General features: G+C 51.8%; 9 protein-coding genes. 2 read left to right on the forward strand and 7 right to left on the reverse strand.

Translation table 11 applies throughout. From position 1 onward, the window contains the following. Nucleotides 1–208: 208 nt before the first annotated feature. The 7 genes from fbaA to speA form a co-directional block, all read right to left on the reverse strand. Nucleotides 209–1,288, reverse strand: coding sequence for a class II fructose-bisphosphate aldolase (fbaA, locus tag GTPT_RS15820; protein WP_025902731.1), 1,080 nt, complete (start codon nucleotides 1,286–1,288; stop codon nucleotides 209–211). 92 nt (nucleotides 1,289–1,380) lie between these two features. Beyond that, nucleotides 1,381–2,544, reverse strand: coding sequence for a phosphoglycerate kinase (pgk, locus tag GTPT_RS15825; protein ID WP_025902732.1), 1,164 nt, complete (start codon nucleotides 2,542–2,544; stop codon nucleotides 1,381–1,383). Between the two features lie 49 nt (nucleotides 2,545–2,593). Then, nucleotides 2,594–3,613, reverse strand: a complete 1,020-nt coding sequence (gene epd / locus GTPT_RS15830; protein WP_025902733.1) for an erythrose-4-phosphate dehydrogenase — start codon at nucleotides 3,611–3,613, stop codon at nucleotides 2,594–2,596. 323 nt (nucleotides 3,614–3,936) lie between these two features. Then, entirely contained in the window at nucleotides 3,937–5,928 is a 1,992-nt protein-coding gene (gene tkt, locus GTPT_RS15835; RefSeq protein WP_029991403.1) for a transketolase, read from the reverse strand. Nucleotides 5,929–6,290: 362 nt separating this feature from the next. Continuing rightward, entirely contained in the window at nucleotides 6,291–6,698 is a 408-nt protein-coding gene (locus tag GTPT_RS15840) for a YidB family protein (RefSeq protein ID WP_025902735.1), read from the reverse strand. Nucleotides 6,699–6,761: 63 nt separating this feature from the next. Beyond that, complete coding sequence (speB, locus tag GTPT_RS15845; protein WP_029991404.1) at nucleotides 6,762–7,682, reverse strand: agmatinase; 921 nt, start codon at nucleotides 7,680–7,682, stop codon at nucleotides 6,762–6,764. A gap of 196 nt (nucleotides 7,683–7,878) precedes the next feature. Further along, nucleotides 7,879–9,855, reverse strand: a complete 1,977-nt coding sequence (gene speA / locus GTPT_RS15850) for a biosynthetic arginine decarboxylase (RefSeq protein WP_038011803.1) — start codon at nucleotides 9,853–9,855, stop codon at nucleotides 7,879–7,881. Nucleotides 9,856–10,677: 822 nt separating this feature from the next. Between speA and metK the strand changes: the two genes are divergently transcribed. Together metK and GTPT_RS15860 are read left to right on the forward strand one after the other, a co-directional pair. After that, complete coding sequence (gene metK, locus GTPT_RS15855; protein WP_025902738.1) at nucleotides 10,678–11,829, forward strand: methionine adenosyltransferase; 1,152 nt, start codon at nucleotides 10,678–10,680, stop codon at nucleotides 11,827–11,829. A gap of 437 nt (nucleotides 11,830–12,266) precedes the next feature. After that, on the forward strand, nucleotides 12,267–13,664 hold the full coding sequence (locus tag GTPT_RS15860; RefSeq protein ID WP_025902739.1) for a sugar porter family MFS transporter: 1,398 nt from the start codon (nucleotides 12,267–12,269) through the stop codon (nucleotides 13,662–13,664). Nucleotides 13,665–13,681 lie beyond the last annotated feature (17 nt).

Consider the following 13,681-nt stretch of genomic DNA (forward strand, 5'->3'; position numbering starts at 1 on the left):
CCTTAACCCGGCCGCCGCCATGCGGCAACTGAAACTACTGTGCATATGGCGGGCGGAACCTGCTCAGAGCGGATACACGGGAAACAGGATAATTTGTTTGTGTCAGCTCGGTGAATATTCCGTTCGCCTTGCTGCAAGGCACTCAGCCTGACACGATGGCAATAAAAAAGGCCCGCTATAATGCGGGCCTCTTTCCCCTCAGTGGGGCTTACAGACGATCAATCGCATTCAGCTCATGGAATGCCTGTTCCAGGCGAACTACCATTGAGCTCTGCGCTGCACGCAGCCAGGCACGTGGATCATAGTATTTTTTGTTCGGTTTATCGTCACCCTCAGGGTTGCCCAACTGAGACTGCAGATAACCTTCGTTCTTTTTGTAGTACTGCAGAATACCGTCCCAGGTCGCCCATTGGGTATCGGTATCGATATTCATTTTGATCACGCCATAGCCGATAGCTTCTTTGATCTCTTCAGCAGAAGAACCGGAGCCTCCGTGGAAAACAAAGTTCAGCGCGTTGTGCGGCAGGCCATGTTTTTCGCTGACATAATCCTGTGAATTACGCAGAATTTTTGGCGTCAGCTGAACATTACCAGGTTTGTACACCCCATGCACGTTACCGAAAGAAGCTGCGATAGTGAAATTAGGGCTGATCTCGTTCAGTTTACGGTATGCGTAATCAACATCTTCAGGCTGGGTATACAGAGCTGAGTTATCGAGGTGCGAGTTATCAACGCCGTCTTCTTCACCGCCGGTACAACCCAGTTCGATTTCCAGAGTCATACCCATTTTCGCCATGCGAGCCAGGTATTTGCTGCTGATTTCGATGTTTTCTTCCAGTGACTGTTCTGACAGGTCGATCATGTGAGAAGAGAACAGAGGCTTACCGGTTTTGGCGAAATGCGCTTCACCGGCATCCAGCAGACCGTCGATCCATGGCAGCAGTTTTTTGGCACAGTGGTCAGTGTGCAGAATAACCGGTACACCGTACGCTTCAGCCATCAGATGCACATGGTGTGCACCCGCGATAGCACCCATGATAGCCGCAGCCTGCGGTTTGTCAGACTTATAGCCTTTACCGGCAATAAATGCAGCACCACCGTTAGAGAACTGAACAATTACCGGCGCTTTCACTTTCGCCGCAGTTTCCAGTACCGCATTGATGGAGTCGCTGCCGACACAGTTTACTGCAGGCAGTGCAAAATGATTCTCTTTAGCGACCTGGAAGATTTTCTGAACATCTTCGCCAGTAACTACACCAGGTTTTACGAAATCAAAAATTTTAGACATGACATTGTCCTGTTTCGTTGGCCGTAAACGGATGCCCGTTAGCCGGGCTAAACTCGATGCGCCCGGCCCCTGCCGGGTACACCGTCGCAGAATTACTGTTTTGCACGCTCTTCAAGCATGGCAACTGCCGGTAATTTTTTACCTTCAACAAATTCGAGGAAAGCACCACCGCCGGTAGAGATATAAGAAATTTTATCTTCGATACCGAACAAATCGATGGCCGCCAGCGTATCACCGCCACCGGCAACAGAGAATGCTTCGCTGTCTGCAATGGCATTAGCAACGATTTCGGTGCCTTTACGGAAGTTAGGGAATTCAAATACCCCTACCGGACCATTCCACAGGATCGTCTTCGCGCCTTTCAGGATAGCGGCCATTGCCTGTGCCGTTTCGTCGCCAAAGTCCATGATCTCTTCATCATCACGAATTTCGTTAACTTTTTTCACGGTTGCAGGTGCCGTTTCAGAGAATTCAGTACCTACGCGGGAGTCCGTCGGTACCGGGATCCCATGTTGATCACGCAGTTTTTTCGCCGCTTCCACGAAGTCCGGCTCATACAGTGATTTACCGACATTGTTGTCAATAGCCACAAAAGTATTTGCGATACCCCCGCCGACAATCACGGTATCCGCAATGCCCACCAGTGACTGCAGGACATCAAACTTCGTTGAAACTTTAGACCCACCCACCACAGCAACCATCGGACGTGCCGGGTTGCTCATCGCTTTACCTAATGCTTCCAGCTCTGCGGATAACAGCGGGCCGGCACACGCGATAGGGGCGAATTTACCTACACCGTGGGTAGAGGCCTGAGCACGGTGCGCGGTACCAAAAGCATCCATCACAAAAACATCACACAGTGCGGCATATTTCTTCGCCAGCACTTCGTCATCTTTTTTCTCGCCTTTGTTGAAACGGACGTTTTCCAGCACAACCAGTTCGCCGCTTTCCACAGATACGCCGTCCAGATAGTCTTTTGCCAACGTGACATTGGTACCGTTCAGTTTATCTTTCAGGTAATTCACCACCGGCAGCAAAGAAAACTCTTCGTTATATTCGCCTTCTACCGGGCGACCGAGGTGAGAGGTCACCATGACTTTAGCACCCTGCTTCAGTGCAGATTCAATGGTCGGTAATGATGCACGGATACGGGCATCTGACGTAACTTTTCCGTCTTTCACCGGTACGTTCAAGTCAGCACGAATCAGTACACGTTTACCTGCAAGATCCAGATCGGTCATTTTAATTACAGACATGGTGAATCCTCTTATTGATTCTCGTAAGTTTGTCAGGCGCTATCACGCCTTACCTGAAATTACCTGCAGACATTGCTAAGGTGGTGTCCAGCATCCGGTTAGCAAAGCCCCATTCGTTATCGCACCACACCAGGGTTTTCACCAGGTGCTGACCACTGACCCGTGTCTGAGTACCATCGACGATGGCACTGTGCGGATCGTGGTTAAAATCAACAGAAACCAAGGGTAGTTCGGTATAGTCGACTATACCACGAAATATTCCCTGTGCTCCGTTTTGCAAAACCTCGTTAACTTTGGCCGCAGTCACCGGTATTTCCAGGGTAACACTGAGGTCGATAGCCGTCACATTGATCACCGGCACCCTCACGGCAATAGCCTCAAACCGATCCGCAAACTGAGGAAATATCCGCGTGATCCCGGCCGCCAGTTTGGTGTCTACCGGTATGATCGACTGGCTGGCTGCCCGGGTCCGGCGCAAATCGGTATGATAGGCATCCAGAACCTGTTGATCATGCATGGATGAATGGATAGTCGTGACGGTACCCGATACAATCCTGAAGGCATCATCCAGTAGTTTAATCACCGGGATGATACAATTTGTGGTACAGGACGCATTTGAGACTATCCGGTCGCTTTCTTTCAGTTCATGGTGGTTCACACCATACACCACGGTCGCATCCAGAGAATTCCCGCCCGGGTGTGAAAACAGCACTTTTTTAGCACCGGCTGCAAGGTGTGCCTCGCCATCCGCTCGGCTGCCATAGTGCCCGGTGCAGTCCAGTACAATATCAACGTCCAGTTCCCGCCAGGGAAGAGAGGCTATCTGAGGCTGATGTAACAGGCGGATAGGATCACGCCCTACCCGTAGCACATCCTCTTCCAGCCGTACCTCATAAGCAAAGCGACCATGCGTGGTGTCATATTTCAGAAGATGGGCAATCCCTTCATTGTCGGCCAGTTCATTAATGGCTACGACTGAAATATCCGTATGCCGGCCGCTTTCGTACAGTGCGCGCAATACGCTACGGCCAATACGTCCAAAACCATTAATCGCAATTCTCAGGGTCATGTCACTACCATTATTTCTGTGCCGGTGGTTACGGAATACAGCGATCCCTGTCACCTCAACGCGTTAGCGCAACGACAGACCGGACACTATTGCCGCTACAGAACCCCAACTGAAACGCTTCAGCTGAGAATAAATCATGCGATGTCACACGGGAATGACTGAGATCAACTGCAATTCTAATTATTCGATCAAACTCACATTTTTAACTGTCAGCTGTGCATAAAAAGCACATCTCAGTTCATCTTTCCCGTTCCGTAACCTGAAAAAAAAGCATGGCAGTTTCCCGCCATGCTGTTCACTTACAGACCTGTCAAAGGACCGGATTACAGCAGAGCGTTAGCTTTCGCCACTACATTCTCTACGGTGAAGCCGAACTCTTTAAACAGCAGATCCGCCGGCGCTGACTCACCGAAGCTGGTCATACCGACAATTGCACCGTTCAGGCCGGTATATTTGTACCAGAAGTCAGCGATAGCTGCCTCGATAGCCACACGGGCGGTGACTGCCGCCGGCAGTACCGATTCACGGTAAGCCGCATCCTGCTTATCAAAGGCATCCGTTGACGGCATCGAAACAACACGGACTTTACGGCCCTGTCCGCTCAGCTGCTCTGCCGCCGCGACGGCCAGAGAGACTTCCGAACCGGTGGCAATCAGGATCAGTTCCGGCTGGCCGTCACAGTCTTTCAGTACATATCCGCCGCGGGCCACGTTCGCCAGCTGCTCTGCACTGCGTGGCTGCTGCGCCAGGTTCTGACGGGAGAAGATCAGTGCGGTCGGGCCGTCCTGACGTTCAATAGCGTATTTCCAGGCCACCGCAGATTCCACCTGGTCACACGGACGCCAGGTGCTCATGTTCGGAGTCGTACGCAGGCTGGCCAGCTGCTCGACCGGCTGGTGAGTCGGACCGTCTTCACCCAGACCGATAGAGTCATGGGTATAGACCAGCACCTGACGGATTTTCATCAGGGCTGCCATACGCGCAGCATTACGTGCATATTCCACAAACATCAGGAAGGTTGCGGTGTAAGGCAGGAAGCCGCCATGCAGGGAGATACCGTTCGCCACCGCGGTCATTCCGAATTCACGCACACCGTAATGGATATAGTTACCTGCGGCATCTTCGTTAATCGGTTTAGAGCCGGACCACATCGTCAGGTTGCTCGGGGCCAGGTCCGCTGAACCGCCCAGGTATTCCGGCAGCAGTTTACCAAACGCTTCAATCGCATTCTGTGAGGCTTTACGGCTGGCGATGTTCGCCGGGTTTGCCTGCAACTGTTCGATATATTTCTGTGACTCTTCCTGCCAGTTTTCCGGCAGTTTGTCACGGGTACGACGGACAAATTCCTGAGCCAGCGCCGGGAAAGCCTGCTGGTAGGCAGCAAATTTCTTATCCCACGCCTGCTCTTTCTCAGAACCGGCATTTTTGGCATCCCAGGCCGCATAAATATCGTCAGGGATTTCAAACGGTGCGTAGTTCCAGCCCAGTTGTTTACGGGTCAGTGCAATTTCCTCGTCACCCAGCGGGGCGCCGTGAGAATCGTGGGTGCCGGCTTTGTTCGGCGAACCGAAACCGATCACGGTTTTGCAAATCAGCAGTGACGGTTTGTCGGTTACGCTGCGTGCTTCTTCCACCGCACGGCGGATTGCGTCATGGTCGTGGCCGTCGATACCGCGGATCACATGCCAGTTATAGGCTTCGAAACGCATACCGGTGTCGTCGGTAAACCAGCCATCGGTGTGACCGTCGATGGAAATGCCGTTGTCGTCATAGAAAGCGATCAGTTTACCCAGTTTCAGAGTACCGGCCAGTGAACAGGCCTCGTGAGAGATCCCTTCCATCATGCAGCCATCACCCATAAACGCGTAGGTGTAGTGGTCGACGATATCGTGGCCCGGACGGTTAAACTGGGCAGCCAGTGTGCGCTCAGCAATGGCAAAACCGACGGCATTGGCAATACCCTGCCCCAGCGGACCGGTGGTGGTTTCCACGCCCGGGGTGTAGCCGTATTCCGGGTGACCCGGGGTACGGGAATGGAGCTGGCGGAAGTTTTCCAGTTCCTGAATCGGCAGATCATACCCGGTGAGGTGCAGCAGGCTGTAAATCAGCATGGAACCGTGGCCGTTAGACAGGACAAAACGGTCACGATCGGCCCAGGACGGGTTCTGCGGGTTATGGTTCAGGAAATCACGCCATAACACTTCGGCAATATCAGCCATGCCCATCGGGGCACCCGGGTGACCGGATTTGGCTTTTTGTACGGCATCCATACTGAGGGCACGAATAGCATTCGCGAGTTCTTTATGAGAGGGCATGCTTAAACTCCAGATCGGATAATGGCCTTCCCTTTACCAATGCATTGAAAATCAACAATTAACAGGCAAGGCGGAAAAACAGTCGTCCTTCAATGTACATGAAAAACGGGGCAAAAGTATATGCTATGACGGGCGAATTGTGCGACCCGGAGGGCTGGCTGGCTGGGATAAACCCTCAGAGTGTTTACCGGAAGCGGTGATCGCAAAAGATTATGCTACCCCCTTGCGGGGAAAGACAATTTTCCTTGTCCGTAAGCACCATTTTTTAGTGGGGAACAGGGGTGAGTGCTTTTTGAACAGAAAGGATAAAAAAACCGGCAGTCCTGACGGTTCTGCCGGTGTACCTGAGCGAATGTCAGGAATTAGCTTTTGAAGATGCTGGCGACCAGAGAGCCCAGGTCAGGCGAACTGTTAGTGCCTGTGGCTTCCGGATGAACTTCACCTTGCGGAGAAATTTTATCCATCAGTTCCGGCAGGATTTTAGACAGAACGCCGGAGGCACCGTCAACGTCGGTCCCCAGTTTGCCGGCCAGAGACTCTAAGTCCTGGCTGCTGAGTGCTGACTTAATGTCATCACTGCTGACAGACTGATTCGCGCCATTGCTCAGCCAGGTCGACAGGATTTCGCCCAGTCCGCCCTGCTGGAATTTCTGGATCAGAACTTCCACACCGCCCTGCTCCTGTACCCAGTTCCAGACAGCCTGTAACTGCCCCAGATTATTTTGCTGCCCGCCGGTCAGGGAACCGACCAGATCATCCAGTAAACCCATGATATTCTCCTCTTAAATCCGTATCAGGTAACTTACCCCTGATACGGTCTCCGATACAAGTAATTACGCTTTGTTGGCGGCCTGAACATGTAACATATCTAAAGCCAGCGTCGCCGCCGCCAGCGAAGTCAGGTCCGCATGATCATAGCCTGGCGCGACTTCCACCAGATCCATGCCCACGATATTCATACCCTGCAGACCACGGATCAGCTTCGTCGCCTTGTCAGACGTCAGCCCGCCAATCACCGGCGTTCCGGTGCCCGGTGCGTGCGCCGGATCCAGGCAATCGATATCAAAGGTCAGATAAACCGGCAGATCACCGACAGTTTTTTTGATTTCCGCCAGGATGGATCCCACAGACTGATCATTGACCCATGCCGCATCCAACACATTGAAGCCCAGATTTTTGTCATATTCGGTACGGATACCAATCTGTACCGAGTGATCCGGGTCAATCAGCCCTTCATTCGGGGCATGGTAGAACATGGTACCGTGGTCAAAGGTCGGCCCGTTTGAATAGGTATCGGTATGCGCATCAAAATGTACCAGAGCCATCTTACCGAAATGCTTCGCATGGGCGCGCAGCAGCGGCAGGGAGATGTAGTGGTCGCCGCCGAAGGTCAGCATACGTTTGCCGTTAGCCAGTAATTTTTCGGCATGTTCCTGTAAGCGGGTCGACATGTCCTGGGAATCACCAAATGCATAGACCAGATCACCGCAATCAACGACGTTCAGACGCTCACGCAGGTCAAAATCCCACGGCCAGCGACACCCTTCCCAGGCCAGGTTGGTCGAGATCTGGCGAATGGCTCCGGGGCCTAAACGGCTGCCGGGACGGCCGGATGTCGCCGCATCGAAAGGAACGCCAGTGATCACCCACTCAGCATCGCTGTCATACGGCTGAAAGTTCAGCGGGAACCGCATAAAGCCAAAGGCATTTGACACCAGGGAGTTGTCATACTGATTACCCAGGGTATGGTACATATCTCTTCCTCTTTCATTCCGGTGAACGGATCACCGGCATCAGATATTCAGCTATCCGCTCAGGTATAGACGAAAAAAAACCCTTGTGTGTCGTTAAACCCGACGCACAAGGGTATTTGCGGATTATGATATTTCGCTGCCACCTCTGCAATGATTATCCGTGCGTAGTGATAACCGTCAGACATGGCAGACGTTGTTACTCGTCTTCCAGGTAGGTGTACCCGTAAAGACCACTTTCAAATTCCGACAGGAACTGATCACGTAATTCTTCTTCGATATCGCTGGCTTTCACCTGTTTCTGGAACAGTTCCAGCAATTCACGCGGATTCAGCTGTACGTATTCCAGCATATCAGCCACGGTATCGCCTGTATCGGACAGTTCCACATCCACTGAACCGTCATCAAAGGCATACACGTTAACCGCTTCAGTATCACCGAACAGGTTATGCATATTGCCCAGAATTTCCTGATACGCACCGACCATAAAGAAGCCCAGCATCGGCGGATTTTGCGGATCATATTCCGGCATAGGCATGGTGGTGGCAATACCATCACCGTCGACATAGTGATCGATGGTGCCATCAGAGTCACAGGTAATATCCAGCAGGACGGCACGACGTTCCGGAGACTTATTCAGCCCTTCCAGCGGCAGTACCGGGAACAACTGGTCGATCCCCCAGGCATCCGGCATGGACTGGAACAGTGAGAAATTGACGTAGATCTTATCTGCCATCCGCTCCTGTAATTCGTCAATGATCGGACGATGTGCACGGTTGCTCGGGTCCAGGTGCTGGCGGGTATAATGGCAGATGCTCAGGTACAACTGCTCAGCCCAGGCACGCTGGGTCAGGCTGTAGGTGCCGGCCGAATATCCGGTGTGGATATCAGACAGGTCCATCTGACTGTCATGCAACCATTCACGCAGGGAGCGGCGAACATTCGGTTCATGCATCTCCTGCCAGGTTTCCCACAGGCTGATAATCGGACGAGGTGAGTCTTCCGCCGGGGCCTGAGGAGTAGTAAATTCATTGCGCTCCACACCGATGATGTTAGACACCAGAACCGTATGGTGTGCGGTTACCGCACGCCCTGATTCCGTGATCACGGTCGGATGCTCCAGCCCATGTTCGTCACAGGCATCACCGATCGCCCAGATAACATTATTGGCGTATTCATTCAGGCCGTAGTTAACCGAACAATCTGACTGGGAACGGGTACCTTCGTAATCAACGCCGAGGCCGCCGCCGACATCAAAACATTTGATGTTTACGCCGAGTTTCGCCAGCTCTACATAAAAACGTGCTGACTCGCGAACCCCGGTAGAGATATCCCGGATATTGGCCATCTGGGAGCCAAGATGGAAATGCAGCAGTTGCAGGCTGTCCAGACGACCGGCATTACGCATGATATCCACCAGCTGCAGTACCTGAGTTGCCGACAGACCAAACTTCGATTTTTCGCCGCCGCTCGACTGCCATTTACCTGATCCCTGAGACGCCAGACGCGCACGGATCCCCAAACGCGGTGTTACGTTCAGGCGCTCAGCTTCTTCGAGAACCAGACGAACTTCGGTCATTTTCTCAATAACCAGATACACCTTATGGCCCAGTTTTTCGCCGATTAACGCCAGACGAATGTATTCACGGTCTTTATAACCGTTACAGACAATCACCGAACGTGTCTGACCCGCGTGAGCCAGTACTGCCATCAGTTCGGCCTTCGAGCCGGCTTCCAGCCCCAGCGGCTCGCCGGAATTGATCAGTGACTCGATAACGCGCTTGTGCTGATTGACCTTGATGGGATACACCAGGAAATAATCGCCACGGTAGCCAAACGATTCACGGGCACGGCGGAACGCTTCGTTGATTGAGCGCAGGCGATGTTGCAGGATCTGCGGAAAACAAAACAGCGCCGGCAGACGCTGCCCCTGAGCTTCACGCTCTTTGACCAGTTTTGCCAGATCAACCCTGACCTCCGGCTTATCCGGATTCGGGCACACACTGATATGACCCAGTTCATTGACGTCATAATAGTTGTTGCCCCACCAGGCGATGTTATAGGTTTTTAACATCCGGCTGGCGTCAGAATTAGTGATTGCGACTTCCTGCATTGAGCGCAATTCCCCATGTTCGCCTGCTGACGAACCCTTAATAGTCTTCATGTCGTCAGACATTGCGAACCTCTATTTTAGATTGAAAAGTGAAACGGCTGATTTCCCGCATGGAGAAACGTCTCCTGATCGGATTGGCAATTTCATCCATCAGGTATAGCACAGAGTCAGGATGAACGATGGCATTAATAGGATCACTGGCCTGAGTTACGAGGGAGAGAAAATCTCCGGTAACACAGAGAACAGGCCCGGCCTGCGTACGGCATTCAGCCAGCACAGGTGTCAGGATCAACAGGGCAAAAAGGATAACGTCGTCGGGACAGTATGAAGGTCACTGCATAAATCGCAGAAAAAAAAGAGTAAGAACTCAGCGCATCAGAACAGAGCGAAGAACCATCAAAAATTGTATAGGCCTGGTTCATTAGTCTTGTCACCTCCACATATGCTGTCTGCATACGGAAAACGGTCAGAGGGTGAAGGTCAGAAACGGGTATTCCTGACACTATTGCCGCATCAATACGCGCCGCCACAGGGCGGTGTTCCCCGGGGGAACAGCAGCCGCTGTTTATACCGCCCACCGCCCTAAAAAGCAAAGAAATTATCTCAAAATCAGTACGCTGTCCGCATAAGTTTACAAGCCTGAAAGCGTTAATAATAAAAAAGGGCTGGAATTTACACGGAGGTGTGACCTAAAATAGACGTCCGGATGGTTTTCCGTCTAATAAATCTCCATCTGCACTCATTAGTCACCAGGCAGTGTCATACCAGCCTGTGTCGAAAGGCACACCCTGTACCGCTCACGGCTTTGTCTGAAGAAGCGAAACTGAGCACTGCTGATGTTCGCTATGCTGTAGAATTGAAACCATAGAGTAAGGTAAAGAACAAATGGCAAAACACTTATTTACATCCGAGTCCGTATCAGAAGGGCATCCCGATAAAATTGCTGATCAGATCTCTGATGCAGTGCTGGATGCCATCCTTGAACAAGATCCTAAAGCTCGCGTAGCTTGCGAAACCTATGTCAAAACAGGCATGGTGCTGGTCGGCGGTGAAGTGACTACCAGTGCCTGGGTCGATATCGAAGATATCACCCGTCAGACCGTCCGTGATATCGGTTATGTTCATTCAGATATGGGCTTCGATGCGAACTCCTGTGCAGTACTGAGTGCAATCGGTAAACAGTCTCCGGATATCAACCAGGGTGTTGACCGTGCCGACCCGCTGGAACAGGGTGCCGGTGACCAGGGCCTGATGTTCGGTTATGCCACCAACGAAACCGATGTGCTGATGCCAGCTCCGGTGACCTACGCACACCGTCTGGTGCAGCGTCAGTCCGAAGTCCGTAAAGATGGCACGCTGCCATGGTTACGCCCGGATGCAAAAAGCCAGGTCACTTTCCAGTACGACGATGGAAAAATTGTCGGTATCGATGCCGTGGTTCTGTCCACTCAGCACGCTGAAGACATTGGTCAAAAAGAGCTGCAGGAAGCGGTGATGGAAACCATCATCAAACCTGTGCTGCCGGAAGAGTGGCTGACCAGCGCAACCAAATACTTTATCAACCCGACCGGTCGTTTTGTTATCGGCGGTCCTATGGGTGACTGTGGTTTAACCGGTCGTAAAATTATCGTCGATACCTACGGCGGTATGGCGCGTCACGGTGGTGGGGCGTTCTCAGGTAAAGATCCGTCAAAAGTTGACCGTTCTGCGGCCTATGCTGCCCGCTATGTGGCGAAAAACATCGTCGCCGCCGGCCTGGCTGACCGTTGTGAAATCCAGGTCTCTTATGCTATCGGTGTGGCTGAGCCGACCTCTATCATGGTAGAAACCTTCGGTACCGGTAAAGTGCCTACCGAGCAACTGACCCTGCTGGTACGTGAATTCTTCGACCTGCGTCCATACGGTCTGATTCAGATGCTGGATCTGCTGCACCCGATTTACCGTGAGACTGCGGCCTATGGTCACTTTGGCCGTGAGCACTTCCCATGGGAAAAAACCGACAAAGCTGAAGCCCTGCGCGAAGCTGCCGGTCTGTAATGCTTTTGACAGGGCAGAGTTCTGCCCTGTCTCTTCTCAGTTCTGCACACACTTCCCCCCTGAACTCATCGCTATTGCGGAATTTATGGTTACCCCTCATCCACGCATCTCAGCAAAATATTTGTTAAAAATCTTTTGTGGTAACGGTTACATTTGAAAGCGACTATCAATCCCGGATTTTTCAGGCTATAACAATTTATATTCATCGTGAAAAATAGGTTGCTTTGGGTTCCGGCTGCGGGATTATAATCCGGAAATTTTTTTCTGTCCGGGTTTACATCAGCCCTGGTACAGAAAGTGGGTTATCTGAATTAAATATTGCTTTCAGCAGGTTATGTTATGTAATCGATTACATCACTGTGATCTTGCTCACTGACAGATCCGGAAGTTTTTTTTAACATTACTACAATAATGATAGTTAACAGCGGAGGCTAAACATGCCTGGCAACACACACAAACGCAGAACGTCAAACAAGATGATGACATTCTTCGTCTGCTTTCTTGCTGCACTTGCAGGATTATTGTTCGGGCTGGATATCGGTGTTATTGCCGGTGCCCTGCCTTTCATCGCGAAAGATTTCAATGTCACCCCTCATCAGCAGGAGTGGATTGTCAGCTCCATGATGTTTGGTGCCGCCATCGGAGCCATCGGTAGCGGCTGGATGTCTTCACAACTGGGCCGTAAAAAAAGTCTGATGGCCGGTGCAATTTTATTTGTTGCCGGTTCTCTGTGCTCTGCGTTTGCTGCCAACCCGGAAATCCTGATTGCAGCCCGTGTACTGCTGGGTCTGGCGGTGGGGATTGCCTCTTATACCGCACCACTTTATTTGTCGGAAATCGCACCTGAGAAAATCAGGGGCAGCATGATTTCACTGTATCAGCTGATGATCACCATCGGTATTCTCGGGGCTTATCTGTCCGATACTGCGCTGAGTTACAGCGGCGCATGGCGCTGGATGCTGGGTGTCATTACTATCCCTGCATTATTGCTGCTGGTCGGTGTGATGTTCCTGCCGAACAGCCCCCGCTGGCTGGCGGCCAAAGGGAATTTCCATGATGCCAAACGGGTGCTGGATCGTCTGCGTGACACCAGTGAACAGGCGAAGCGTGAGCTGGATGAGATCCGTGAAAGTCTGAAAGTTAAGCAGACTGGCTGGGCGCTGTTCAAAACCAACAGTAACTTCCGTCGTGCGGTGTATCTTGGCGTTCTGTTACAGGTCATGCAGCAGTTCACCGGTATGAACGTTATCATGTACTACGCACCTAAAATCTTTGAAATTGCCGGGTTTACCGACACTAATCAACAGATGTGGGGCACTGTAATTGTTGGCCTGATTAACGTTCTGTCGACCTTTATTGCCATCGGCCTGGTTGACCGCTGGGGTCGTAAACCGACGCTGATCCTTGGCTTTATCGTGATGGCTGCCGGTATGGGTATCCTTGGCGGTATGCTGCACTTCGGTATTCATTCTGTCGGGGCGCAGTACTTCGCGATTGCTATGCTGCTGATGTTTATCATTGGTTTTGCAATGAGCGCCGGTCCGTTGATTTGGGTACTGTGTTCTGAAATTCAGCCGCTGAAAGGCCGCGATTTCGGGATCACCGTCTCGACCACCACTAACTGGATTGCCAATATGATTGTCGGTGCCACCTTCCTGACCCTGCTTAACTCGCTGGGTAATGCACCGACCTTTGGCTTGTACGCCTTACTGAACCTGTTCTTCATTGTGCTCACACTGTGGCTTATCCCGGAAACGAAGAACGTTTCTCTGGAACACATCGAACGCAATCTGATGCAGGGCAAAAAGCTGCGTACCATCGGTCAGAAAGACTAATCTGCACCGCTCCCTCC

The sequence above is a fragment of the Tatumella ptyseos ATCC 33301 genome (assembly GCF_000735525.1).
In the GTDB taxonomy this organism is placed as follows: Bacteria; Pseudomonadota; Gammaproteobacteria; order Enterobacterales; family Enterobacteriaceae; genus Tatumella; species Tatumella ptyseos.